Genomic DNA, 26,457 nt, shown 5'->3' with positions numbered 1-26,457 from the left:
TCAGATCACGCAGGGGATGTTTTTGGCGACGGGTCATAGCAGGGCACCCAAGGGTTCCCTACTATCTTGACAGCCGCCTATAAAAAATGGCGATATTCGAGTCAAATGACCCACTAGTTGTTCCTAATAGGTAATTACTTACGCAAAGCGGCGATATAAGAACTTGGTATACAGAAACTTGCTGCCTATCATCTCAAAATGAGGGGGTAGGTGGAAAGTTTCTTGCGATCACCCGGAATGGCGAAGATCGCAAGAAACTTTCTCCATATTATTCCCGGTTAGGAGGATCGCAAGAAATTTGCCAAATACTTCAGATGAAATTCATAGATTTTAGAATCACCTTAAGACCTAAAGAATAGACCTCCTGTATGAATTGCTTTTGGCAGATGTGAATTGTTGCGCGGCTTTGCTGTGTAACAATTCACGCAGGGAGTTTAATCAACAGGAGCGATCGCCCAATCTAACCAACTTGTCAGTGAATTGAGTATTAAAAAAAGCCGTGTATGGCGTAACAAACCACACACGACTTTCTCTTACTTGATCAACATAAATAACGGCTATCTACATTAGCCGAGGAGAGCGATCGCCCGCTTCACCATCGCATCCGTTGTAATGCCATTCAGTTCCAGCAACATATCTGCCGTTGCGGTGGTTTCTCCACGCTTCCAGGCGAAGGTGTCACGCTGGCTGGTGGATCGCAACATGATGGGTTCCAGCATGGAGGCCACGCCACCCGTCACACCCAGCAGCACATCGCCACCGAACATCTCAGCAAATTTGGCATCGCTGAGGAAATCACCATCCGGCTCTGAGCAGATGTCCCAGGCGACATCGCTGGAGCGGTAGAGGCGACGGGGATTGATGACAGAGACAATGCGAGAGCCAATACCTTGAGCTTGCAGCGCTTCAGCCGCCGCATACACAGGCTTCAACACCATATCCCCGACTACGGCGAACACCACGCTTTTCTCACCGGGGGTTTCCTGAAGCACAACGGCTCCATCCTGCAATCCCTGGCGAGTCTGCTCAAAGGTGGTGCGGATGGGCAGCGGCGACTTGCTAGCGGTGATGACGATGCCCTTGTTCTTGGTGGTCAGTGCCCAGTCGTAGCACACCTGAATGCTGTTGGCATCCGGCGGGAACATGGGGAAGACATTACCATTTCGCATCATCGCCGCAAAGTAGGCTTCGATTTCGGGGCGTTGGTGCGTCCAACCGTTACGGCCTTGCTCCAGAGCGCCAGCAGTGAACAGGGTTATGGTGGAAGGAGTGGGGCGGCGCAACTCGGCCATCGCCTGAGTCACGGTTTGCCAAATGGGTAAGCCGTTGATCGCGAAGGATTCGTAGGAACACCAGAGGGTACGGGCACCCATCAAGCAGAGAGCGGCTGCTAAACCCGCGCAGGCATCTTCGCTGAGGGGTTCATACACCTGGCCGTTGGGTGCTTGATTATAGAGGTCGTCCGTGGTGGGGTGGATGATCTTGAGTGCCTGGTTGATGTTGCCAATGCCCGAGGCTTCGTTACCGTCGGCGTTGGTGACCAGGAACGTGCGATCGCGCGTCCCCACTTCTCCCACAAGCCGACCCATTGCGGTGGTCGAAATCTTGGGCTCACCACCCACCTCGTACTCTTCCAGGGGCAGAGTTCCCAAATCGGCAAGGGGGTACTCAAACTCGGTCACCGCGGTTTTAGCCGAAGGACCACCACCGGCCCGTTCGCAGTTTGTCCGCACCAGTTCCCACGCGACGGAAGGCAGGGCGCGGGTCTTCAGGGCTTCAACGATGTGAGGAGCATCCAGCGTGTCTTTCGGGTAGAGGTTGTGGGATTTCGCGCCGCGAGCGTGAACCCCGGCACCTTTCAGTTGCTTGATGATCAAGACAGTCAGCTTTCCACCGAGGGCCGAACGGGCTGCCTGATCCGAAGCTTCCAGCACAGCCTGGGTGAAGGCGAGACGCTTTTCAAAGGAGAAAGCGGTGCTATCGACATAATCACCGGGCTGGTTCTGGTCGTCGAAATCTTTTGCGTCGATCAGCACGACTTCCTCGAAGCCGTTGCCCTGCCAGTAGGCCGTCATCTCTTCATTGGTCTTGAGAGACACCATGCTGTGGTGTTCCTGAGAGTAACCGTTCCACACCAGCACCGGTAGGAAGTTGGTGACGCTGGGGTACGCCGTGTGGAAGTGCATGAAGGAGCTCATGATGTACGGCTCACCCAGACCACCATCGCCCACCGTGAAGGGGAACAGCGTGTTGCGGTGCAGCAGAGCCGCCCCCATCGCAAAGTGTTGTCCCTGACCCAACGGGCCAGCGGGAGCCAGAATGCCGGGGATGAAGCCGGAGAGGTGACCCAGCAGACCATGCTTTTCCCGGAAGCGATCGCGCAATTCCTGCACGGTCGTAATCCCCATATCCTCCAGGGAGCGATCGAGGAACATGGCGCTGTAGAAGCCGGGGGCATGGTGACCCACTTCCGTCAGAATATTTTTGTGGCCCAGCATGACCATCGCGGCGTAGGTTTCAGCCTGGCTGGCGAAACCGCCGGGGTGGCCAGATGCCTTGCTGGCGCACACCTGTACCGTCAGATAACGCAGAGCATCTGCATACAGCAGAGTTTGATAGACAGCAGCGGGATCTTGAGGAGAAGCGATCGCCGTTTGCCCTTCTGCGATCGCCGCCTCCTGACCATACTCACGCAAGCCAGGCAGGTCTTCACCAAAATATTGAATTCCCTCGCAAAAAGCCGGAACCTTCGCTGATACTGCCGTCATCGGTTAATCCCTCATAAAACTGTGCGATCGCCCCACTCAGGCGACCCAATGGTTTGCATCGTTACAAGCAAACCCATCAAAACTTCATCGTCCTTAACGATCCTACCGCCTTGTGGCCAATCCTCTAAAGGTTGAAAGTCAAGGGTTCTCTATCGTTCGTATTAGCCAAGTAATTAAGGAGATTTCTGGGAAACAATATCCCCATTATTTGGAAAAAAGGCGCGGCGAAGCCGCGCCTTTTTTCCAAATAATGGGGAAGTTCTTATCTGGAAATCTCCTAAGTTGAATGGGCCAGGCTCATTCCAACTCAAGCGCTGCCAATACATCCTTCGGCTTCAATTTCTCTTTGAACCACACGACGCGAGCAGGGATATTATCCACTCGGACCCCTGCTTTCTCCAGATTGAGCCGTTCGGAGATAGCGAGAATCAGATTGTCGCTGCCCGATTGGCGCACCTGAGAGAATTTCTTGCGGAGATACTCCGGTCGCCAGTAGCCGACGATTTCCAGCAGAAAGCTACGACCATCCGCGTGAACCAGGCGGAAGTCGGGAATCATTACGCTGCCCGGGATGGGAATGAGGTCAACTTCCCGTTCCAGTTTCCAGTCGCTTTTGAGGTCATCCCAGCGATCGGCAAAGGAAGCCTCTAACATACTGTCGTAGGGTTTACCCGGTGGGTAGTGGGTGACCAGGCCGCAATCGGACTGGAGGGTGAAGCGGCGAGTGGTGCGCTTTTGGGTATAGCTGTCTTTGACTTGAAGCTCGGCGGCCAGGCTCCATTTGGTGACATGGAGTAGAGCCGGGAGAAGCTTCGCCAGGTCGGTGCCGTAACGGGTGCTGGTAGAAAAAAGACTGGCGGGGCCATCAATGGTCAGGGTGAAGCCATGGTCGGCATCCCCTTCGATATAGGTCATTAGGCCAAACAGCTTCAAGTAACGGAATAGTAGCTTGTACTCCCCCGGATCGTTGCGGTGGGCGTTGATGCGAATATGGGTCGCTTTGTAGAAAATGCCCTGCACCTGGGAGAGGTTGTAACGGTGTAGCAGAGCATCCGGCTCAGGGGCGTCAAAGCTGGTAAGAATGCGATTTTCGCGCAGGTCAGCATACAACCCGCGCTGAATTTCGGCAGGAAGAACTTCGCGATCGAGCTCGGTGCTGAGATGGTTGGCGAGGGTGCTGAGGGTGGCGGTAGCGTTTTGGGGAATGGGCGCAGCATGAGCCGACATGGCAAAGATGCGCTGGCGTAATTCCTGAGGTTCCAACGGGCTAACGATGTCGAACTGGCTGAAGGCTTCACTTTTGAGCAGATGGGCGAGGCCACGCTTTACTTTGAAATCAGTCTCCTCCCCCTCCAATTCTCGCAGTTGGTTTTCCAGCTCTCCCTGGGTTTGGCCGACGTGATTTTGAAAGAGGGTGATCAGGTCAGTGGCGATCGCCCGATGCTTCCCATTCAGCTCCAACCGTTTGGGTTCCAGCGTCTCACCTCGAACACGATTAATCAGGAGGTCAGAGGGCAACATTGCTTAATAATCCCATCTATACGAATCAAGAGAGAGGACGGAAACCTTGAGGGGCGGTATCTTCAGAATACCCCGGTTAAGATTGCGCAATAGACTCAGCAGTTCAGTCGTTGCCGACGGATAATCACGTCTATAGGTCGTTGTGATGTAATTTCCGAAATTCTATTGAGAAGGGGCGTTTCAGGACAGTACGGGCTTTCAACACCAGGTTTGATAGGAGAGGAAACATGCTAGGAGTCGCGCTTGCCCCTATGCTTGAGGTCGATCAGTTTCACTCGTTGCAGGCTCAATTGGCTAACCGCTGGATGGCGGTTGACCACTTCGATCAGCGACCGCACGACATTGTCATTGTGCCTTCTCTCAGCCTGGATCAACAGGAATTGCTCAAAATTAAAGGAGCCATTCACTACGAAGAACGGCTGCTGTTCTCATTAATTCGGTTACAGAACCCGAATACTCGGCTGATTTACATTACCTCTGAGCCGATTCCCGAGACGATTGTGGAATATTATCTGAAGCTGTTGCCAGATATTCCGGTTTCTCACGCGCGCAATCGTCTCCTGCTCTTCTCCACCCACGATTCTTCGTCGCGCCCACTGACACAAAAAATCCTGGAGCGGCCTCGCCTTCTGGCCCGCATCCGTCAGGCCTTGCGTGCAGAAGACGCCTATATGACTTGCTTTAACTCGACGTCCATGGAACGAGATCTGGCAGTAGCCTTAGGAATTCCTCTGCTGGCTCTAGATCCCGATCTGCTGCACTGGGGCACCAAGAGCGGCAGCCGCCAGATTTTTGCCGAAGCCAATGTCCCTCATCCCGATGGTTGTCCTGAAGCGTGGACCGTTGACGAGTTGGTAGCTGGAGCTGCCGAGCTCTGGGAACGGCAGCCCCATCTCAAGCGGATGGTGGTGAAATTGAATGAAGGCTTCTCTGGCCAAGGCAATGCGTTGCTAGATTTACGGCCCCTTAGCCATGTAGCACCCGGTGTTGCCAGCTCTGCGGAACGGCAGGAGGCGATCGCCCAGGCCATGCACAACCTCAGCTTCCAGTGCGATACCGAAACCTGGGAGTACTACAGTCGCCGTATTCCTGAGTTGGGAGCCATTGTGGAAGCCTTTATTGAAGGGGAAGAGAAGCGATCGCCGAGTGTTCAGGCTCGTATCAACCCCGACGGCTCTGTAGAAATTCTTTCCACCCATGACCAAATTTTGGGCGGGCCAGATGGCCAGATCTTTTTGGGCTGTAATTTTCCTGCTGACGAGGCCTATCGGCTTCAGTTACAGGATTATGGCTACGCTGTAGGCGAACTGTTAGCCGAGAAAGGAGCCTTAGAGCGCTTTAGCGTCGATTTCCTGGCAATTCATCAACCCGATGGCTCCTGGGATATTCAAGCGATCGAAATTAACCTCCGAAAGGGGGGGACAACGCACCCCTTCATGACCCTGAAGCTATTAACGGGTGGACGGTTTGACCGTAAGACAGGCTTGTTTCTAAATCAGCGAAACGAGCCCAAATACTATGTAGCAACTGATAACTTGCAGAACGATCGCTATAAGGGGCTCCTCCCTGAAGACCTGATGGATATCATTGTCCAGAACCGTCTATATTTCAGCAGCAGCTTAGAGACAGGATGTGTCTTCCACTTAATCGGCTGCCTCTCTGAGTACGGCAAGTTAGGCATGCTCAGCGTCGGCAACTCGCCAGAAGAAGCGCAAGCCATCTACGATCGCGCCATTCATGTACTCGATGTAGAAACCCAAGAGTATACCGACGAATACGTATCTTAAGGAAAAACTCCTGGACCGAGGCAGCAATTCTCAGTATGGGCATCAAAGCCAAGAGTTCACGCCCTACGGGCGTGAACTCTTGGCTTTGATGCCCGAGAACCACGCGCCTTTGGCGCGCGGTTCTCGGGCCTGATTTCAAAATGAGAATTGCTGGGACCGAGGGGGTGTGGGGACGCGCCGCCGTTCCGGCCCCCCTTTAGAAGAAAGTCACAGTTGCGAGGCTTCAAATGTATTGCATTGATTTATATCGCCCGATTGCAAACCTGTAGTCAACCAGCGAGCCCGCTGAGCCGATGTACCGTGAGTAAATGACTCCGGCACTACATAGCCCTGCGATCGTTTCTGCAGGCGATCGTCTCCAATCTGAGCTGCGGCATTCAACGCTTCCTCGACGTCACCCTCTTCCAGGTACTGCTGCTGGTAATACTGCTCTGCATTGTTAGCCCATACCCCAGCAAAACAGTCAGCCTGAAGCTCCAACATGACCGAGAGTTGATTAGCCTGAGTCCGACCTACCCGCTGCTGTAGACTCTGCACCTGCTCAGAGATACCAAGCAGGTTTTGCACATGATGGCCGACCTCGTGAGCCAGCACATAAGCCTGGGCAAAATCCCCTGGGGCCCCCAATTGATTTCTCAGGTCATCGTAGAAACTCAGGTCAATATAAACCTTCTGATCTAACGGGCAATAAAAGGGTCCTACAGATGCCCCAGCTCGACCGCAGGCGGATTCGACAGCTCCTGAAAAAACAACCAACTCTGGTGTTACGTACCGGGTACCATTGGCTTGAAATATCTGGCTCCAGACATCTTCCGTCGAGCCTAAGACCCGTGAGACAAACTCAATTTCCTGATCATTACCGGCTGTCTGCGTGGGAGGTGCAGAGTAATCTGATGGCCCTGATCCCAGAATGGCTGAAGGGTCTCCACCCAGGAGGAACACCAATAAGGCCACCAGGATAGCCCCAATGCCACCTCCAACCATTGTGCGGCCCCCGCCAGCCCCCCGGAGATCCTGCACATTGGTACTGCGACGCCCCATTTCCCACCGCATGGCCCTACTCCCCAAACGCTAAGGGAATTCTATAGCAATATTTCTATTCGTGTTTTCTCTTGCCACAATAAAATTTGAGCCCGAGTACTGTCGTCGTGCAACACGGCAGTACTCGGGCTCAAATTTTGCCACAATTAGCGATCTCACGCATTCTAGACATGTGGATGGGGTGGAAGGGGCGCTTCGGGCCCCTTCCACCCCATCCACACGTTTGAAACATGACCCAAGAGAGGGTACTTTGGCTTCCCTTAAAGAGCGTTGTATTGCTTAACGATGAGTAGACAATTCCGCTGATCATCTCCCCGCTGATACTTCAACACATCGGCGACTTTCTTCATCAGCTTCAGGCCGCGCCCTCCTTCAGCCTCTCGATCCATTTCTTGTGATAGGGTGTCGATCACTTCGTTGAGATTGGTTTGTGGGCCATAATCCCAAATTCGAATTTCGAGGCGATCTTCCAAAATCACCACCTCTAAGTCAATGACCGTTGTGCTGGGCTTGCCCTTGTGGGCATGACGCACAACGTTGGTAAAGCCTTCAGCCAGAGCAAGCTGGCATTGTAGCCAAACCGCCTCTGGAATGAAAGTGTGGTCAAAATCCTCAAACCAGGATAGAACTTGATTGAGGGCTACAAGTTCCGTACTGACCTGAAGTTGTTGGCTCTGGAGTACTTTCAAGACCCTGACCTAATGGTGAAGTCGCACTGCGCTCTATATCCTGTCTTAGCAAGCCGAAGAAAGAACGTCATGCCTCTCTATAAATTTCTATCTCAATGTTCCCAAAATCGTTAATAAGGATCATTCTGATAATCAACTTTTACACTCAACGCTTTACGGTTAACGGCATAACGCTCCCATGACCCGGATCCTCGTAATAGAAGATGACAAAACAATGCAGACCATCCTGCACAAGGCATTGCAGGCTGAGGGGTATACCGTGGATCTGGCAGCTGATGGCCAAGAAGGGTTGGCCCATGCCCATCAAAATCCTCCCGATTTAATTATCTGTGATTGGATGATGCCCGTGATGGATGGATTAGAGGTCTGCCGTCAGGTTAAGGCCGATAGCAATCTTTCCACAACTTTTTTTATCCTGCTGACGGCTCGGGGAAGTGTTGAAGACCGGGTTCAGGGGCTGGATACGGGAGCTGATGATTTTTTAACCAAGCCCATTGAGCTGCCGGAACTACAAGCAAGAGTGCGGGCTGGGCTGCGGTTGCACCAGTTAAGTGAAGATTTACAAACTCAGAAGCTGCTGCTGGAGAAGGAGCTGATGGAAGCAGCCTCTTATGTGCAATCGCTTCTGCCATCTCCCATGAATGAGCGCGTGCGGATCGACTCGCGCTTCATCCCCTCTAGCCAGTTGGGAGGCGATTGCTTCGATTACTACTGGTTGGATCCGGATTACCTGGCCCTATATCTGTTGGATGTATCAGGCCATGGGTTGGGTTCGGCGCTGCCATCCATTACTGTTCTAAACTTGCTGCGATCGCAATCTCTCCCCAGCGTCAACTTCTACCAACCCCATAGTGTTCTGCGCGCCCTCAATGAAACCTTTCAGATGGACGACCAGAACGACAAGTACTTCACCATTTGGTATGGGGTTTATAACCGTGTGCGGCGGCAACTGCTTTACTCCAGTGCCGGCCATCCTCCTGCGGTGCTCGTGATTCCAGGGAGCGGTGGCACAGTGCAAATCAAAAAGCTCAAGACCCCTGGGATGCCTGTTGGGATGATGCCCGACGAAATGTACGTCAGCAATCGCTGCGAAATTCCTCCGGGTAGCCTGCTTTACGTGTTCAGCGATGGCATTTACGATGTGCCCGGCCAACCTGAACCGCATGCCTGGACATTCAACACTTTCATCGATTTACTGGCAGATATGAAAATCACGGCCAATCTGGATCAAATGCTCAAAGAAATTAGCACCCTGAGTCAAACTAAAACCTTTGGTGATGACCTATCCATCCTTAAAGTTCTGTTTGATTAACCAAGTTTTGACTATTTTTCAGAATTAAGTTGTATCAAAGGGCAAGAGTCGGGGGAACCCCCGACTCTTGCCCTTTGATACAACCTATGGGACCGAGGCTGTAAAAACTTTTCAGGCTGTTGCCATGGCAGGTACGGCTAAATCGGCCGCTGCCAGGAAGGCTTCCAAGTTCTTTTGTAGATTTTCAGGGTGCATCAGGGCGATGTAGCGGGGAGCCAGTTGAGGAGTCAGCAGCTCCACGAGCTGGTGGTTTTCTACCCAAAATTCGATCACTTCAAACAAGTCATCTCGGTTACAGCGGATCGCGTGCCAACCTTCCCGTTGGGCGATCGCCTCAATCTGGGCTTGCTCCATCGCCACAGAAAGGGCAACGTGGGTAGGGCTAAAGTAACCGGCTTCGGAGTTCTGTGCAAAAGCAACGTCCTCTGTTCCTGGAACCAGTACCGTTTGAGCGGGGTACACCTCAATCATAGTTCCTTGCTCATCCATCGCCATGGCCATATAGCTGCCGGGGTGAGGCGGGAAGGGCGCCCACTGGCCTTGCATAATTTCGGCGAGAACCTGTGCCACATGAAGGGGATTTTGGGCTGCAATCGAAATGTGATGAATCATCGGTCTATAACCTTCCAACGGTAAATCGTGACGAGGAGTTGCGGTGTAGTGACAGCTCCTTTGAGGAATACCCAATGTCAGACTACTGATTACGCAAAACCACCAAGTTGCCCTACAAAAGTCACCCAACTGTATGACCTGACTTCACCTGGAAGGCCGATTTTGATTCTGTGAAGTGTAAATTTTTACTGGTTCTTACCGGCTTAGTTTCCTGTCATAAATCAAGCTCTACCGGGAATACTGACTGATAACGTTATGACCTCAGTATTGCCAGACCGAAAATGTCTACAGACACCAGAAATACTTTGGATATTGCATCCCAGCTTGCCCACAGGGTTTGTCAGGCGATCGCTACTCAATACCAACAAAATCCAAACTGGCTAGCTGAAGGCATTCGCCAGAATGACTGGCAAAATCCGACGAATCAGTCCAAACTATTTCAAAAACTAGCCACTACTTTAGGCGAAGTTCCCGATGACCAAAAGGTCTTGAAGTGCCAAAAACTATTGAAGCTTTTTTTTGATACCACCTTCTTAAGCACGCAAGAATATCAGCTTCTAGTATCTGACTTAGAAATTCTTGATCAAGGAACAACCGTAGCTGAGCTAGAAAACAGGGGAATTTCCCTTCTGCTTCTTGATGCTGAAAATCTACAACTGAGTGCCGAGCAAGAAAATTTTCTGGCTAGTTTATGCACTTATCCACTTCAAGTCAAGATTGCCTTTGCTGACTGGAAAAAACTCGGAAAACATGATGAGGAATTGCATCAACGCCATTATGACCTGATTCATGTACCAAAAGGCAAGGACATGGCCGATGGCAAGATGATTACAGTTGGTACTTCTCTGAAAGAACACTATAAAAATGTTCAAGAAGTTTTAGTGTGTTCTTCTGACAAAGTAATGACCAGCCTGTACATAAAGTTACAACAACAAGGGTTGATCGCCTACCAGATTCAAAAGCAGTCGGATGGCACTCTTTCTATTCTGAATAGCCGTACTGGAGACACCTGTATATATCCAACTGCAATGTTGCCCAGCCTGGAAGATGCGATCATGCACCTACAACATATTGTTTGGGAAGAACAACAAAAAACAAGTCAAACCTTTATTCAGCTTGCAGTTGTGTCAAAACGATTCCAGGAAAGAATAGGCTTTCGCATCTCTGAAATCATTGGAACTTACTTGCCTGGTAGATCTGTAAAGGAATTATTAGTTAGCTATTCCAACCTGTTTGCTATTCATCAGGTTCCAGGAGAATCTGGGCTTTATGTTAGCCTCTTTACTCTTCCAGATTCAGAGCAAGTCAAACAATATCAGGCAAGACAGGAGGCTAAACAACAACTAAGTGAGACTCGAAAATCTGCTATTACAATTACTAGCAATTCAGTGCAAAAGGCACAATTAAATCTTAAAAGCGCCGAAGAGCTAGAAGCAGCTATAGTATCCATAATTGAAGCAATAGAAGCAAATAAACCTTCGGAATTTATCACTATTTCCATAGTTGGTAGCCAATTCAGCCAGAAGTATAAGTGCCCTATTACAACAGCGCTTAAACAGCTAAATATTAATAAGAAGTATCCAGCTTTTCTACAGTCGTGCAAGAAATTAATAGTTCAGCAGAATGGTAATATATGGATGGTGAAACTTCGTAGTTCCAAAAACAAAGGATAGAAGGCTGTTGAAGCATTCATCCTCGTCGCTCTCCTGTGGAGGCGTCAAATACATATAAGTGGTCGGGGTTGAAGGATAGGTGGAGACGATCGCCCACTCCAGGCCGCTCAGCTGGTGCAACACAAAGATTCATCACCGGGGTGGAGGAGCCATTCTGGCTGGGAATTTCCAGCCGGACTAAGATTTCCCGTCCCAAAGGTTCGACCACGGTTACGATACCTTCCAGGCAGGCTAAACCGTTGGCTGAAACCAGTTGAATTTGCTCTGGACGCAACCCTAAAGAGAACCGCTGGCCCTGAGCTGACCGCAACATTCCTTGCAACCGTTCCGGGCAGGAGACTGCTTGCCCCTCGATCCAGAACTTACCTTCGCGATAAATGCTGTTAAGCAAATTCATTGGAGGGCTGCCAATGAAGGATGCGACCATTGCATTGGCAGGGTCTGCATATACAGTCTGCGGGTCGCCAATTTGTTGAATACGGCCCTGGTTGAGCACCACAATCTTGTCGGCCAGGGTCATGGCTTCGATCTGGTCGTGGGTGACATAGATGGTGGTGATGCCCACATTTCGATGCAACTGCTTCAGTTCAGCGCGGGTATCATCGCGTAGTTGAGCATCCAGGTTACTCAAAGGTTCGTCTAGCAAAAAAATCTGGGGTTGACGGGCGATCGCTCGGCCTAGTGCCACTCGCTGCTGCTGCCCTCCCGACAACTGCCGGGGCTTGCGGTCTAAGAGGTGAGCAATATTAAGGGAGCGGGCAACGGTTTCGATGCGATCGCGCACCTTCGACGGCTCGGCCTGCCGCATCTTCAGTCCAAAGGCCAAGTTCTCTGCCACCGTCATGTGAGGATACAGGGCGTAATTCTGGAAGACCATTGCTACGTCGCGCTGCCGGGCAGGAATGTCGTTGACTCGGCGATCGCCAATATAGAGATTCCCTCCGGTTACCGCCTCTAAGCCCGCAATGGTGCGCAGGATTGTAGACTTACCGCACCCTGATGGCCCAACCAGCACCCAAAACTCTCCATCGGGTACTTCGAAGGTTATGTCTTCAATGGCGGTTACGTTATTGAAGCGACGGGTAATGCTGTCTAGAACGACCCTGGCCACGGCTTTCTCTTCCAAGACGCGATTTTTCTTATTTTGGCAGGGTTTTGGTGCAATGGATGAGGCTTGAGGAGGATGGGCGATCGCTGCGGTTCAAATCCTGCCCTAAAACACAGAAATTTCTGCTGGAACAAAATGATATTAGAAGGAGGGCTCTGCATTATTAAAGATAAAACCAAAACGCGGTGTCGCTTGCTGAATACGAAATACAGCATTTTGGGGTTTATATATTCAAATCGAGCTACTTGGAACAAGGTAAACTTTAGTATCATTCACCAATTCCTTCCTGGGAAGACTACTAGGATGAAAAATAACTCAATAGTGGATTAGATCCAGAAATCTCATCATCTTCTACGATCAATTCACTTGTATTAGATTGATTATTTTTGCTTGAAAGATCAAATAACAGAGTTTAGTGGTTCTCATCTCTGAGCCAATTGAGAGAGCGTAAGTGCCCATAAAAAAGCCTCAATTCCATCTTTGGAATGAGGTTTTTTTGTTTTATTTGAATTGCTTGAAACGTAAAAATTATGGAATTAATCATAATTTATAGATGATCCCTGAAAATACGGTTGTGATATTTAGAGAATAAAAATGCAAACTTCTGCATTATCTTCATTTTTCATAACCTCTGGTATACGGAGCTTTGGGGTTTTTTGTGAAGTAGATACTCATTCAAAGTAAACTTTGATTTCAAGGTCTTGATCCCTGGTTTGTAGGCTTTATAGTAGTAATTGAAGCAGATAGCTTCCCTGGCAGATTAAACAGCCAAGTTCATATTCACTACATGAGGTAAAAGAGCTGTCCTATCAAATCTGTCTCGTTGACCAAGTGCAGTACCCAACAGGTGGCCCTGATACTTTCTAATCTAGTCAAAATGGGAGATTGAAAACAATAAGCACAGTCTTGAACTGGTTATTGAGATTATTTCACTCCATTTGTATCGATTGAAAATGTAAGAAAGTTCCTCAGTTGATTTACCTGGGCGCTGCTATCAGCAAAGTCCTGTTATCCGACGATTTCAATCCACAAGGTTTTGAAATCATTCACCACATGAGGTAAAAGGAGCTGTTAAGTCAAGTTCTGTTGCATTGTCTCAATCCAGCAGTTCACAGGTTGTTCTAATACTTTCCCAGCTAAACAGAAGGGAGTTTTAAAACCACAATTTAGTTATCTAACTGAATTGCTAAAAGGTTTCGCTCCAAGTCGAATACATCAATCGCGGAAGGTTCCTTAGTTCGCCGATGTGGATGTTGCTTTTCAATCGACCTGATTTCTGTAAAGTTACGGATCGTTCACTCCATTAAGGAAAAGGAGCTGTTTCATTACATCGGTTTCTTTGTCAAAGTGCAGCACCCAATAAGGGTTTCTAATACTTTCTAAGGTGATCTAAACGGGAGTTGAAGAAATAAGACCCGTTCCTTAACGAGTCATACCGTTTTCGCTCCAGGTAGGCTGATTGAATTTGGGAAAGTTCCTTAGTTACGTATCTGAGTGCTGTTGCTATCAATACATGACGAATCACTGTAAACACTCGGGGCACAGCTACATTAGCTGTGCCCTTGTTATATTCACAGTCAAGTAGCTCAGCTTGATCACAGCAATTCTCATTTTGGAATCCAACCCGAAAATAACCTGCCTTCGGCGGCCTATTTTCGGGCTTCAAAGCTGAGAATTGCTGGCTTGATCAACAGAAGACTCAAAAGGCTGCGCCGTCCCCGAAGTGGGCGGCACAGCCTTTTGAGTCTTCTGCTTGCCTATGTTTAGGGATGGGGGCGAAAAATGTCCCATCCCTGAACATAGGTTAGATACTGTTTTAGATGTGTGATGGGTTGTTGTGGCAGAGCTACTTCGCACTCTACAGCAACTAAATTAAGGTTGCTGTGACGGGGACAATACTGGCAGAAATTGAAGTTAAGAAATATTTAGTTTTAGTTGTATTTAATATAATGTGGGGTTCTTAAGGTGGCTTTGATTCAGTCAAACGTTAGAGAACGTTGAAAAAATAGCTGTTTGCTTTCTGGACGGACAGAATATTTTTGGTTAAAATCACTATATTCGATGTCTTGTGTTACCAGGAATATCGGGCCTAGATAGAGGGTTGGTGTAGTCGACCCGGTCGAGGTTAATGCATCCAGATCACAAAATTATCCCGTGCCCCTTACCGGATGGTGGCCCTATGCAATCCCTGGCTCTTTCTCAAGTGCGTCTGTCTGATACCAGTCTGCTAACTGATTTGTACCAACTCACCATGTCGGCCTGTTATGTGGGAGAAGGGCTGCATCAAAAGCGGGCTAGCTTTGAACTATTTGCCCGTCGTCTTCCTGATAACTTTGGCTATCTGGTTGCCATGGGACTGACGCAAGTTTTGGATTATTTGAAGCATTTGCAATTTACTGCCGAGCATATCGAGGCGCTACAAGCGACCGGAGTATTTGATAGCGTCCCAGATGCCTTCTGGCAGATGTTAGCAGAGGCTCGTTTCGAGGGGGACGTCTGGGCTGTGCCGGAAGGGACTGTGGTATTTGCGAACGAACCCTTGCTACGGATCGAAGCGCCCCTATGGCAGGCTCAGTTAGTTGAGACTTATCTGCTTAATACCCTGAACTATCAAACCCTAGTGGCAACGCGAGCAGCGCGCTTACGGGACGTGGCAGGTGAGTCCGCTAGCCTGCTGGAGTTTGGTACCCGGCGTGCTTTTGGCCCTCAAGCCTCCCTCTGGGCCGCGCGGGCGGCTTTGGCTGGAGGGATGGATGCGACCTCCAACGTGCTGGCCTCGCTGGAATTGGGCTATCGACCCAGCGGCACAATGGCTCATGCCCTGGTGATGGCACTAGAGGCAATGGAAGGAAGCGAACAACAGGCATTTACAGCCTTCCATCGTTATTTCCCAAAAGCCCCATTGCTCATTGACACGTACGATACGCTGGAAGCTGCCCAGGCGTTGGCTCGGCGTGTACGGGCAGGGGAGATCGAGCTCAGTGGCGTGCGACTGGATTCGGGTAACCTCATCGAGTTATCGCAGAAGGTGCGATCGCTTCTCCCTGATGTCACTATCTTTGCCAGTGGCGACCTCGACGAGTACGAAATCCAGCGCTTAAACGAGGCTGGAGCTTGTATCGACGGTTATGGCTTGGGCACTCGGCTTGTCAGCGGTTCCCCCGTGAATGGGGTGTATAAGTTGGTTGAAATTGACGGCATCCCCACCATGAAAGCGGCCAGCGGCAAGGTAACCTACCCCGGACGCAAGCAAGTTTTTCGGCAGACTGATCGCGACGGAACCTTTCTCCAGGATCGCTTAGTCCTTTCTAATGAAGCCCCAAATTCCGATGAAGAGCCGCTCTTAAAGCCTGTCATGCGTTCTGGAGAACGGTTATTGCACCCGGAATCCTTAAGTGCGATCGCCCGACGCACTACTACTCAGGTTCGCCATCTTCCCGCTAACCTCCGCCAAGTTACTCAACCCACCCTCTACACCCCCCAACTCTCCCCCGCCCTGGTTGAGCTTACTACCCAAATCCACAACCGCATCCACCAAACCTATACTGAACACCATTAATAACTCCCCACCTATCCACCATTTACCCATCCACCCATCTACCCCTGAAAATGCAACACATCGCCCTCTTCGGCACCAGCGCCGATCCCCCTACTGCTGCCCATCAGGAAATTCTGGTTTGGCTCTCCCATCACTTTGATGGCGTAGCTGTGTGGGCTTCTGACAACCCCTTTAAATCTCATCAGACCCCTTTGGAGCACCGAATGCGGATGCTGAGCCTGATGATTCAGGCGATCGATCCACCTCGCCAAACTATTCAACTCTTTCCTGACTTGAGTAGCCCTCGGGCTGTAGTCACGGTGGAACGGGCTCGGGCACACTGGAAGCAGGCCGAATTTACCCTGGTCATCGGTTCGGATCTCGTGCCCCAACTCCCTCGCTGGTATCGGGTGGAAGACCTGCTACGGCAAGTTAAGCTACTGGTAGTTCCGCGCCCTGGTTTCCAGCTTGAAACAGCCGATCTGGAGACAGTAAAGCAGATGGGAGCCAGGGTGGCGATCGCCGACCTGATGGGTCTTCCCATCTCATCCACCCGTTTCCGCGAAACTCACGCATCCGGCGTGCTCACGCCGCCCATTGAGGAATATATTCATCGAGAGAAATTGTATACATGCCAGGACGCCGCCCCAAAAAGTCTATTGCCCAGCGGGCACTCGCCCAGTTCAAAGTCGGGGTAGACAATGTCATCTTCTCGGTCGATACCGACCAGAATCGGCTGCTGGTACTGTTAGTGTTGCGTGATAAAGAGCCGTTTTTGCATCGCTGGTCCTTACCAGGAACTCTGGTGCGGGAGGGGGAATCCCTGGAGGAAGCGGCTTATCGGGTGCTGGCTGAGAAGATTCGCGTCAATAATTTGTACCTGGAACAGCTCTATACCTTTGGCGGTCCCAGTCGAGATCCACGGGAAGCGACGGATAGTTATGGCAATCGCTACCTCTCTGTCAGCTACTTCGCCCTGGTACGGTTTGCAGAAGCCGAGCTTATTGCGGATGGGGTTAGCGGCATTGCCTGGTTTCCCATGAACCAGCTTCCCGATTTAGCGTTCGACCATAGTGAAATTCTGCAATACGGCTACCGCCGCCTTCGTAACAAGTTGGAGTATAGCCCGATCGCCTTTGATGTGCTGCCTGAACTGTTTACTCTGGGGGATCTGTACCAGCTTTACACCACCGTGTTGGGGGATGGGTTTTCTGATTATTCCAATTTCCGCTCGCGGCTTTTGAAGCTAGGGTTCTTGACGGATACGGGTGTCAAAGTAACCCGTGGGGCGGGTCGTCCTGCGGCGCTCTATCGCTTTGACGCTGATGCGTTTGCTCCTTTGAAAGACAAACCTTTGGTGTTTATCTAATTAATAGCTATGAAAATTGCGATCGCTCAACTCAACCCCACGATTGGAGATTTGGCTGGTAATGCTCAGCGTATTTTGGAGGCGGCACAGCAGGCGATCGCTCAAGACGCCCGGTTACTCCTTACCACTGAGCTTGCTTTGTGTGGTTACCCACCGCGCGATTTGCTGATGCAACCCAGCTTTATCACCACGATGGAAAGCACCCTGGAGCAATTGGCGCGAGATTTGCCCCCAGAGTTAGCGGTGCTGGTGGGGACAGTGGAGCGCAATGATCAGGCGATCGTGTCGGGTGGGAAACCGCTTTACAATACGGCAGCTTTGTTGGAAGGCGGGCAGGTGCAGCAGTATTTCCGCAAGCGGCTGCTACCGACCTACGACGTGTTTGATGAGGATCGCTATTTTGAGCGGGGCAATGCCAGCGATTGCTTTCAAGTAGCTGTCGGAGATACCACAGTTACGGTCGGCGTCACCATCTGCGAAGACCTCTGGAATGACGAGGAGTTTTGGGGCAAGCGCACGTATAACGTGAATCCGGTGGATGATTTAGCAGCGAAAGGCGCTGATCTGGTGGTGAACTTATCGGCCTCGCCCTTCTGTGTAGGTAAGCAACACATGCGCGAAGCAATGCTGCACCATGGGGCGAAGCGGTGCCATTTGCCCATCCTCTACGCCAATCAGGTGGGTGGCAACGATGACCTGATTTTTGACGGCAATAGCGTTGCATTTAATCGGCATGGCGAAGTGGTGGAACGGGCCACATCCTTCGAAACCGATTTGCGCATTGTCACCTTTGACCCTAACACCAGAAATATCAAGCGGGGTACGATCACCCCATTGCCCGAGTGTCCCGAAGCGGAAATTTGGGGAGCGTTGGTGTTGGGTGTGCGAGATTATGTGCAAAAGTGTGGTTTTCAGCGGGTCGTGTTGGGGCTGAGCGGGGGAATTGATTCGTCTTTGGTCGCGGCGATCGCTACCGCCGCCCTCGGTTCTGAAAATGTACTCGGCATCCTGATGCCATCCCCCTACAGCTCTGACCACTCCATCACGGATGCCCTGTCCCTGGCCGACAACCTGGGTATACAAACCCATACGCTCCCCATCGAAGAGCCCATGAAGGCTTTTGATAAAAGTTTGGAACCTGTGTTTGCAGGAACCCAGTTTGGGATAGCCGAGGAAAATATTCAATCACGCATTCGGGGTGTGTTGCTGATGGCTGTGTCCAATAAACTTGGCCATTTGCTGATTTCCACGGGTAACAAATCTGAGATGGCGGTGGGTTATTGCACGTTGTATGGGGATATGAATGGGGGATTAGCGGCGATCGCCGATGTGCCCAAAACCTGGGTCTATTCAGTGTGCCAGTGGCTCAACGAGGGTGGTTGGCAGGAGTGGCACTATGGCATGTCAAATCCTCAAGAAGTCATTCCTAACAATGTCATCACCAAACCCCCCAGTGCTGAGCTCAAGCCAGGACAGGTGGATCAGGATTCTCTGCCATCCTATGATGTGCTGGATGACATTCTCGATCGCTTTGTTGAGGATCACCAATCCCCTGCTGAGATTGTCGCGGCAGGCCATGATCCGGCTGTGGTAGACAAGGTGGTGCGCCTGGTGACCATTGCAGAATTTAAGCGCAAGCAAGCTGCACCGGGGTTAAAGATTAGCGATCGCGCCTTTGGCTCTGGTTGGCGCATGCCCATTGCAAACCGTTGGCGGCCCAGTGTGGCGAAGTCCAACCCTGTTTCTGTGAGCTAAGGCTTCCGGATCGGGGTAGTGTTCTGGACCTGTAGATGGGGTGTGATGAAAGGGGGGCGAAGTGCCCCTTTCATCACACCCCATCTGTGGGTTTAAACCATAACCCGTTTCTGCAATGTTTTTTGAGGGTTGCGAAGCTGTTCTTTCCCAAAAAATTAGGACTTTGAGGAATTCCCAAAATCGGTTTTGATCAGCCAGAGTGCCAGAAGCGTTCCACCGCCAAATAGGGTGCCCATAAAGCCAAGGTGAACGGGCAGAAACCAGAGGCCGATGGTGCTACTGACGGACTTAATCCGCGCATCATCGGGGTTGGCGGGGTCATAAGCAATGGTCACCTGCTCACCAACTTCATAAGGCGATTGGGTGCTACCACCGCCCAGCTCAGTGGTGTGCTGCTGATCGTCGGGTAACCAGAAGGTGACGGTGGGGTAAGAGAAAGCGTCCCCCTCCTTATCCTTACGGGTCACGACGTCTACGACTTTGCCGGTAGTGGTAACTTCGTGAGCAATTGCTTCCCGTGTCCTGAGCCCGGTATAGGCTGCCAGGCTTAACAGCAGTACCGAAACTCCCAGAAAAATGGAACCGACGACCTTCGGCACGATAGATACGTCAACGTCGGAGCTTGTTGTCTCTAGCGACGGCCTATCCATCGTCATATCAAAGATGTCGTCGTCTATCCCCAGTTCCTCAAGGGTATTATCGTGAGCACCCTGGCTTTCTACCATCGCCAGTATCTTGGCTCGATCCGCGCTATCTGAAATTTCGTAGGGGCTGCCGTAGGTTATGCCATCCACTTCTACGGAAATCAGTTCATCGTTTTCGAGGTTGACGGAATATTTCTTAGCCATGGCTTGCCTCTTCTCGGCTCCCAGTCAATAGGCATTCGGACGCATCAGCGCGACAGGTCGTAGCGTTCTGCTATAACCTACATCATGCTGATGCATGCGAATTACTAAAAGCGGGTAAAAGTTTAGATATTGCTGAATGGAGTTATGACATGGGATGTAGAGCGATTCCACATCCCATGTCATAACTCCATTCAAAAACGAGAAAATCTATCCTTCCCGCATCCAGTGGCGCGTGCCAAAAGACTTACAGGAACGTGCCGCCACCTCTGCGGACTGGGCCAACGCTTCTCGAAAATCGGTTCGCAGGATGAAATGGCAAAATGCACCGTGAAAAATATCCCCCGCTCCCAGCGTATCAACGGGCCGGATCGTGGGTACGGCTACAGTGCCCGTCTCTTCAGGTGTGACATAAGTGATGGGGTCGCCGCCGTGGGTGATAGCGATGTGCGTGATACCGCGATCGCGCAGGAACGCAATTACATCAGCTTCATCCCGGCAACCCGGTGGGGAGAAGTGTGCCGAGCAAAGGGCATAGTCGATCCATGGCATCGCCGTATCAAAGTCGTCTTTCCAACTGCCACCATCCATCACTACCGGGATGCCATACTGACGGGCGTGTTGGGCGACTTCTCGCCCAATAGGAATTTGGTGGCCATCCATCAAAACGATGTGGAAGGCTTGCTGTTCTAATTCTTTTGCTACAGATGGGGGAAGGCGATCGCCCGGCACCTTCGTCCGCGTGGCATTACGGGAAATGACTGCCCGCTCCCCAGTACTACGGGTTACCAGGACCGAAGACACGGGGGGCGAGATCAACGTATCCTCATCCAGGTCACGCCAATCTACTCCATGCTGAGCCAGGTCAGCCTGAATCGGCAGGGTCAAAGCATGGCGACCTAGAACCCCAAGAATGGTGGGGAGGTCACCTAAATAGGCAAAGGTAATGGCAGCATTCGTAGCTGGCCCGCCAGCAGCCAGGGTATCGTCAAGGGCGACAATCTTTTGATCAGGGAGAGGAACGGATTCTACTTGGTAGAGCAGATCCAGCGTTACCAGCCCCACAAACAAGCCACGGCGGGTTCGCATGGTTGACCAGGAAGGCACAGACGGTTGCCTCAAAGGGTGGGAAGATGGGCCTGCACCTGCCGCAACACTTGCCGAGCTGGATTAAAGCTAATCTGGCGGGCGGCATCGTCAAACAGGAGCCAGGCGTAATTACGAATTTCCTGTTCCTGACAGACCACAGTTGTGGAATAAACCCAGGCCAGGAAATAGGTCACGGTCTTCTCGACCCTGTAGCCATCCCGCATAAAGCGGTATTGCTCAATAAAGGTCTTATCGGGGAGTGCCTTGTACTCGGTAATCCCCGTTTCTTCTTCAAATTCCCGACAAGCGGTCATTAGAGCCGTTTCTCCCGGATCGGCATGCCCCTTCGGAAAGCCCCAATGGCCCGCGTGGTGTTGAATTAACAACACGCGATCGCCCGCTGGATTTTTCCAGATTGGCACAAGCCCAAAGGCTTCATCTTTCTTTTGAGGGGCATATTCCGGTTTCATACCTAGCAGTTATAACTCAACCACTGGCCAATCGGGCTCCCGATAGTAGTAGGTCATGTTATCAAATTTACGCAGTTCTGCTCGGTGTAACCAGACAGATTGCATATTTTCTCGACTCAACCAATCCAGATTGAGGTTGCTTAAGGTTTCGCTGATACCATCCCGGTCTAAGTCTTCCGGGATGTTGCCGAAGTAACCCAGGGTAATATGAGCGGTCAAATGGTACTGCTGCTCAATTCCCAGGCCCATCAGGTCAGAGTTTTGATAGATGGCACGCCGCAAAGCGAGCACCTGCTCATAGGCTCCTTCATCTTTGGGAGCCAGGCACACACTAACGGCACGGGTACGGATGGCGAGCCCCAGCATTTGCCAGTAGGCCGGAATGCCGGTTTGTAGACTTGGTTGAACTTCGTGGAGGATTTGGGCGATGCGATCGCGCAACAACTGATCAAAGTTTGGCCGAGCCGCAGCATCCCGATAAATCCCATCCCAAATCAGATCGGCCAGGGTAACGTGGAAGCTTTCGGGCGGAACGGGTACGAGTAAGCCCGGTGGCAATGCTTTGACCACCGACTGCTGCAGTTCCTGTAATTGGCTATAGAACTCACTATTTTCGGCATCATCGCGCCAGGGAGGAGTGATGACCGAAAACCCCGGGAACGGCATAGTCTCGACAGCACCATCCGGCCCCAACCGAAACTTCGGAGAGGTTTGAATATGTTGAAGCTGAGTGCGGTGAGCTTCCGGTAGGGTCAGCCGTGCAACCCGGTTGATGTATACCTGAAACGTGTCGTCCAATCTAATCGCCTCGCAGTGTGAGAAAGGTGCAAACAGTTATGAGTGCACAGGGATGTCCATCATGCATGTGCTACAGACCGTACCCAGGAGGTTCCAGCAGGGTCGAGAAGTACCTGAAAACTCCAAAGATACTGGACTGAGATAGGGCGGGATCTCTAGCCAATGCCCCAGACTCCCGTGAACCCAGCAAGGAACATTTAATTACTGTAACGGGAATCTGGACGAAACTGTTTGACACTCTGTTACATTTGCTTCAATCACGTCGTTCAAACCCTTAACCCTATACACTGGCGTCACTAAGTAGCGTCAAACCTGAGTTTGAGGTAAGGGTGTTTTCGAGGACCCCGCATCGCACGGCACTCGAAAACACCCATTTTGGCACGCGCGAGGCGCATGACAAAATAGCAGCAATTCTCAATATGGGTATCAAAGCCAAGAGTTCACGCCCCTAGGGCGTGAACTCTTGGCTTTGATACCCGAAAACCGCGCGCCTTTAGCGCAGTTTTCGGGCCTGATTTCAAAATGAGAATTGCTGACAAAATAGGTGCTTCAGCCTATCCCAGACTGAGGTTGCCAATGTGTAGGTTAAGAATTGGCTGAAGAAATTACATGAAACGCGTTAACTGCACCCGAAAGCGGTCTTTTTTCGTCACAGCAACCTCACCTACTTCCAGACGCCCCTTGCCACGAATGGCAACTAAATCCCCTTCCTTTAAGGAATGACTGGCCTGGGTAATTTCCTTCCAGTTGACTCGCACATCCCCAGCGTTAATCAGATCCACCATCTTGCTACGAGACATACCAAATCCGGCGGAGGCTACTGCATCCAATCGCAGCGAGGCTTCAACGGTTGTCATCTCTTTTTTCTTTGGTTCCCGAACTTTCAGGTCACTCAGAGGAATGGGGGTAGTCTTTACGGGTACCGATCGCACCTGTGTCAGGTTCATTCCCAGAAAATCGACTAACTCTGGCACCACGACCGCCTGGGCACCGCGCTCTCCCAGCACCACAATATCCCCGACTTTTTCGCGCACAATTCCCGTTCCTAAAAGTGCCCCTAGAAAATCTCGGTGGGTAGCCGGGTCAAACAAGAAGTTGCCGCTGATGGAAACCGCTGCGATCGCCACCTGTTCCGCCTCTAAGGGCAAGTCGGCGCGGGCGATCGCGACTCGCTGGCGCTCTGCCTGAGGATAGCCGCCCCAGGGAAAGAGCTGCACCTCCGTCAATCGGGCAAACATGCGCTGCACCTCGGCCAGCTCAGGCGGAGATAGAAAATCGGAGCAGACCACATCCCAGGTTTTGATTGCCTGTTCGGCCTGATCCAAAATCCGGGTCGCAGTGTCACGGTTTTCGATGCCTTTGAGAAGTTCGTCGCGAGGGAGCATGGGCGAGCCGATGAGTGAATGAGTAGATCGGGGGGAGGACAGCAGAAAAACTTAGTTTTCTTTCATTATGGGTGAAGAGGGAATTGGCTGTGGGGTCGTGGGACGTGTGGCTGACCGAACCGAGTCTGTTTAGAGTTTGAACCGTCCCGCTCTATCTCCCCTCTCTCGGGAGAAGGGTTAGGTGGGTACCAGGTTTAGAACTCTCCTCCACACAAGCGAACCAAAGAGTGAAACTCGATAGGGCTGTTAGGATGGAGGTGGAGGCTTTTATTCGGTAAGAGTCTGAATCATCGTAGCCAGAACTATCATGTCCCTCGATAATCTCCGCGACCTGTATCAGCAAGTTATTTTGGAGCGCTACAAGAAGCCCAAGTTCAAGGGCAAGACCGATCCGGTAGATCGCTACCAGAAGGGACACAATCCGTCCTGTGGTGACACGATCGAGTTGACCCTGCATTTGAATGAGGCGGGCGATCGCATTGAAGAGGTGCGCTTTGACGGTGAAGGGTGCGCTATTTCTATGGCCTCTGCGGATCTGATGGCTGAGGCATTGCGGGGCAAAACGACGACGGAAGCCCTGGCGATGGTGCAGCGGTTCCAGGCCATGATGCGCGGTGAAGAGGAGTTTCCCCAGGAACAGCGCAAGCTGAATGTAATGCAAGGGGTTGCACAGTTTCCTGTACGGATTAAGTGTGCTAACCTCTCCTGGCATACCTTGAAAGCCGCGATCGAAAATGCTGCGGAGGCCCAACCCGCCGGATTTATTAGCAACGAATAGCACTGGATTAGCTCTGAAAGCCTTGATTGTGTGTGCGCAAAGCGTATGCACAATCAAGGCTTTCAGAAAAACTATCCAGGGTGTAGTCCTGTGATAATTTGGGTATTACGCATTACATCTTCCCCGTAGTGCCTGTGAGGAAAAACGTCCATGTCGCTGTCTGTGCCTACCCCAGCCAATTTTCTACAGTTTGCCCAGTGGTCGGGAATTCTGACGCTGGTTTGTGGGGCGATCGCGTTCGTAGCATTTCTGTTTAAGTGGGGTTTCCGCTTCCGCTTTGTTGGTATTACAGGTTTCATGGGCGTGTTGACCATTGGTCTATTCGCCCTGGGTCTGGTGCCTATTACTCGGGCTGTTATTCCCGGTGCAGGGCGTTTTGCCACCGTTTACGATTCTGGCGCAACGCAGGTCGTAATTACCGTTCCCACGCCCATCAACGAAGAGACTCTGACGGCGACACTGCAACAGGCCGCTAGCGATTTCTTTTCGCCGGGTCGTCTGGGTCGCGCCACTGGAGAAAAACTGACGATTCGTGCCCGTACGGTACTGCATCCCAAAGAAGGGGTGAGCCAACCGTTTTATCTAGGAGAAGTGAAGCGATCGCTTCTGGAACGGGACGACCAAGATATGGAGATCACAATATACCGCGATCGCCTGGCTCAACTTCCCCCGCCCCCCGCCTCTAATCCTGCATAGGCGTCGCCTGTCTCATCCTTATCTTCTGTGTTTTCTATGGCACGTTCTACTTCCTTATCTGCGTCAGCTCCACCGCTGGTTTCGATGATGGCTCCGGCTCAAGTGGTACGCGGAGCCGATGCATTGTCTCAGTCGGGGGACGCTATTGCTCGTTTGGGCAAGCGCCCACTGTTAGTGGGGGGCGATCGCTCTCTCAAGGTCGTCCGCCCTCTCCTCAAGCCGATTCTCAAGCAGCATGGGTTGCAAGCTGCCGACACAACCTATGGTGCAGATTGCAGCGAAGTTAGCCTGGCCCGGATAGGGCGCGCTGTCACCGACCACGAAGCCGATTTCATCATTGGTATGGGGGGCGGTAAAGCTCTGGATGCCGCTAAGTTGTTGGCTTATCAGCACAGCTTGCCCGTTGTAACGATTCCCACATCAGGGGCCACCTGCGCCGCCTGGACGGCTCTGTCGAATGTATATTCAGAGGCCGGTGCATTTCTCTATGATGTGGCACTGCCCCGTTGTCCTGATCTACTCATTCTGGATTATGGGGTATTGGCCACAAGCGATCGCCGTACCCTGGTAGCCGGGATTGGTGATGCTCTAGCCAAGTGGTACGAGTCCTCTGTGAGTAGCGGCCACTCTGAGCAAACCCTCATCATTGCCGCAGTACAGCAGGCACGGGTGCTGCGCGATTTGCTGTTCCAGAAGTCAGCCGCGGCTTTGGCGACTCCAGGGGGAGCCGATTGGCAGGAAGTGGTAGATGCTACGGTATTGCTGGCTGGCGTTATTGGTGGCCTGGGTGGTGCTCAGTGTCGTACGGTTGCCGCCCATGCCGTCCACAATGGCCTCACACATCTGCCTCAAAGCCATGGCATGTTGCATGGAGAGAAGGTTGCTTACGGTATTCTGGTGCAACTTCGTTTAGAGGAGATGGTGCAGGGCAATCGCTTAGCCTCCACCACTCGACAACAGTTGCTCCAGTTTTATGAGGCCATTGGCTTACCCATGACTTTGGCTGACCTGGGCTTAGGCGATATTCGCCTGACGGAATTGCAACAAGCTGCTGAAGTGGCCTGTCGCCCCGGTTCCGATATTCACCGTTTGCCATTCCCGGTTAGCCCGGCTCAGCTGATGGCAGCGATGGTATCGACTACGGTGCCCACCGTCGAAATGGGAGGTCGAGAACTCACGAGCACGGCGCACGAGGCCGTCGATTTGACTGAGGAGAAATAAGG

General features: G+C 51.6%; 21 protein-coding genes. 10 read left to right on the top strand and 11 right to left on the bottom strand.

Annotation, left to right across the window (positions count from 1 at the left end; all coding sequences use genetic code 11):
• Positions 1-566 precede the first annotated feature (566 nt).
• Together H6F91_RS17035 and H6F91_RS17030 are read right to left on the bottom strand one after the other, a co-directional pair.
• Positions 567-2,768, bottom strand: a complete 2,202-nt coding sequence (locus H6F91_RS17035; RefSeq protein WP_190771995.1) for a phosphoketolase — start codon at positions 2,766-2,768, stop codon at positions 567-569.
• Positions 2,769-3,065: 297 nt separating this feature from the next.
• The gene (locus H6F91_RS17030; protein WP_190771994.1) at positions 3,066-4,289 is read right to left on the bottom strand and encodes a DUF790 family protein; all 1,224 of its coding nucleotides are present in this window, start codon (positions 4,287-4,289) and stop codon (positions 3,066-3,068) included.
• Positions 4,290-4,516: 227 nt separating this feature from the next.
• On the opposite strand from H6F91_RS17030, the gene H6F91_RS17025 reads away from it, so the two are divergent.
• Positions 4,517-6,076 (top strand): peptide ligase PGM1-related protein, encoded by a 1,560-nt coding sequence (locus H6F91_RS17025; protein ID WP_190771993.1) that lies wholly within the window; start codon positions 4,517-4,519, stop codon positions 6,074-6,076.
• A gap of 207 nt (positions 6,077-6,283) precedes the next feature.
• Here H6F91_RS17025 and H6F91_RS17020 read toward each other — a convergent pair whose 3' ends face one another.
• On the bottom strand, positions 6,284-7,129 hold the full coding sequence (locus H6F91_RS17020; protein ID WP_190771992.1) for a neutral zinc metallopeptidase: 846 nt from the start codon (positions 7,127-7,129) through the stop codon (positions 6,284-6,286).
• A gap of 248 nt (positions 7,130-7,377) precedes the next feature.
• A complete protein-coding gene (locus H6F91_RS17015; RefSeq protein WP_190771991.1) occupies positions 7,378-7,806 on the bottom strand; it encodes an ATP-binding protein in 429 nt (142 codons plus the stop codon).
• Positions 7,807-7,984: 178 nt separating this feature from the next.
• Here H6F91_RS17015 and H6F91_RS17010 point away from each other — a divergent pair, with 178 nt between their 5' ends.
• On the top strand, positions 7,985-9,118 hold the full coding sequence (locus H6F91_RS17010; protein WP_190771990.1) for a SpoIIE family protein phosphatase: 1,134 nt from the start codon (positions 7,985-7,987) through the stop codon (positions 9,116-9,118).
• Positions 9,119-9,229: 111 nt separating this feature from the next.
• On the opposite strand, the gene H6F91_RS17005 is transcribed toward H6F91_RS17010, so the two are convergent.
• On the bottom strand, positions 9,230-9,730 hold the full coding sequence (locus H6F91_RS17005) for a hypothetical protein (protein ID WP_190771989.1): 501 nt from the start codon (positions 9,728-9,730) through the stop codon (positions 9,230-9,232).
• A 281-nt stretch (positions 9,731-10,011) separates the two neighbouring features.
• On the opposite strand from H6F91_RS17005, the gene H6F91_RS17000 reads away from it, so the two are divergent.
• On the top strand, positions 10,012-11,403 hold the full coding sequence (locus H6F91_RS17000) for an NYN domain-containing protein (RefSeq protein ID WP_190771988.1): 1,392 nt from the start codon (positions 10,012-10,014) through the stop codon (positions 11,401-11,403).
• 16 nt (positions 11,404-11,419) lie between these two features.
• On the opposite strand, the gene H6F91_RS16995 is transcribed toward H6F91_RS17000, so the two are convergent.
• Positions 11,420-12,514 (bottom strand): sn-glycerol-3-phosphate ABC transporter ATP-binding protein UgpC, encoded by a 1,095-nt coding sequence (locus H6F91_RS16995; protein ID WP_190771987.1) that lies wholly within the window; start codon positions 12,512-12,514, stop codon positions 11,420-11,422.
• A gap of 2,176 nt (positions 12,515-14,690) precedes the next feature.
• Here H6F91_RS16995 and H6F91_RS16990 point away from each other — a divergent pair.
• The 4 genes from H6F91_RS16990 to H6F91_RS16975 are packed head-to-tail and all read left to right on the top strand — an operon-like array spanning position 14,691 to position 19,173.
• Entirely contained in the window at positions 14,691-16,070 is a 1,380-nt protein-coding gene (locus H6F91_RS16990; RefSeq protein WP_190772034.1) for a nicotinate phosphoribosyltransferase, read from the top strand.
• Positions 16,071-16,120: 50 nt separating this feature from the next.
• Positions 16,121-16,747, top strand: a complete 627-nt coding sequence (locus H6F91_RS16985) for a nicotinate-nucleotide adenylyltransferase (RefSeq protein ID WP_190771986.1) — start codon at positions 16,121-16,123, stop codon at positions 16,745-16,747.
• Positions 16,681-17,418, top strand: a complete 738-nt coding sequence (locus tag H6F91_RS16980; RefSeq protein ID WP_190771985.1) for an NUDIX domain-containing protein — start codon at positions 16,681-16,683, stop codon at positions 17,416-17,418. Before H6F91_RS16985 ends, H6F91_RS16980 begins: the two co-directional genes overlap by 67 nt.
• 9 nt (positions 17,419-17,427) lie before the next feature.
• Positions 17,428-19,173 carry an NAD+ synthase gene (locus H6F91_RS16975; RefSeq protein WP_190771984.1) on the top strand — a complete coding sequence of 582 codons (1,746 nt, stop codon included), beginning with the start codon at positions 17,428-17,430 and terminating at the stop codon, positions 19,171-19,173.
• 155 nt (positions 19,174-19,328) lie between these two features.
• On the opposite strand, the gene H6F91_RS16970 is transcribed toward H6F91_RS16975, so the two are convergent.
• From H6F91_RS16970 to H6F91_RS16950, 5 genes are all read right to left on the bottom strand, one after another.
• A complete protein-coding gene (locus tag H6F91_RS16970) occupies positions 19,329-20,021 on the bottom strand; it encodes a DUF3592 domain-containing protein (RefSeq protein WP_190771983.1) in 693 nt (230 codons plus the stop codon).
• 207 nt (positions 20,022-20,228) lie between these two features.
• Complete coding sequence (locus H6F91_RS16965; protein WP_190772033.1) at positions 20,229-21,107, bottom strand: PfkB family carbohydrate kinase; 879 nt, start codon at positions 21,105-21,107, stop codon at positions 20,229-20,231.
• A 29-nt stretch (positions 21,108-21,136) separates the two neighbouring features.
• Positions 21,137-21,577, bottom strand: a complete 441-nt coding sequence (locus H6F91_RS16960; RefSeq protein ID WP_190771982.1) for an NUDIX domain-containing protein — start codon at positions 21,575-21,577, stop codon at positions 21,137-21,139.
• Between the two features lie 9 nt (positions 21,578-21,586).
• The gene (locus H6F91_RS16955; protein WP_190771981.1) at positions 21,587-22,375 is read right to left on the bottom strand and encodes a DUF1868 domain-containing protein; all 789 of its coding nucleotides are present in this window, start codon (positions 22,373-22,375) and stop codon (positions 21,587-21,589) included.
• 605 nt (positions 22,376-22,980) lie between these two features.
• Positions 22,981-23,760 (bottom strand): photosystem II S4 domain protein, encoded by a 780-nt coding sequence (locus H6F91_RS16950; RefSeq protein WP_190771980.1) that lies wholly within the window; start codon positions 23,758-23,760, stop codon positions 22,981-22,983.
• Between the two features lie 307 nt (positions 23,761-24,067).
• Between H6F91_RS16950 and sufU the strand changes: the two genes are divergently transcribed.
• The 3 genes from sufU (at position 24,068) to H6F91_RS16935 (ending at position 26,455) form a co-directional block, all read left to right on the top strand.
• Entirely contained in the window at positions 24,068-24,538 is a 471-nt protein-coding gene (sufU, locus tag H6F91_RS16945) for a Fe-S cluster assembly sulfur transfer protein SufU (protein ID WP_190771979.1), read from the top strand.
• Positions 24,539-24,700: 162 nt separating this feature from the next.
• Positions 24,701-25,234 (top strand): DUF2518 family protein, encoded by a 534-nt coding sequence (locus tag H6F91_RS16940; RefSeq protein ID WP_190772032.1) that lies wholly within the window; start codon positions 24,701-24,703, stop codon positions 25,232-25,234.
• Between the two features lie 36 nt (positions 25,235-25,270).
• Entirely contained in the window at positions 25,271-26,455 is a 1,185-nt protein-coding gene (locus H6F91_RS16935) for an iron-containing alcohol dehydrogenase family protein (protein WP_190771978.1), read from the top strand.
• Positions 26,456-26,457 lie beyond the last annotated feature (2 nt).

Origin of the sequence: Leptolyngbya sp. FACHB-8 (assembly GCF_014695575.1) — a bacterium.
Taxonomy (GTDB): domain Bacteria; phylum Cyanobacteriota; class Cyanobacteriia; order Elainellales; family Elainellaceae; genus Vacuolonema.
Note: the sequence above shows the minus strand (reverse complement) of the source record. Positions and strands in the feature narration are given on the sequence as shown.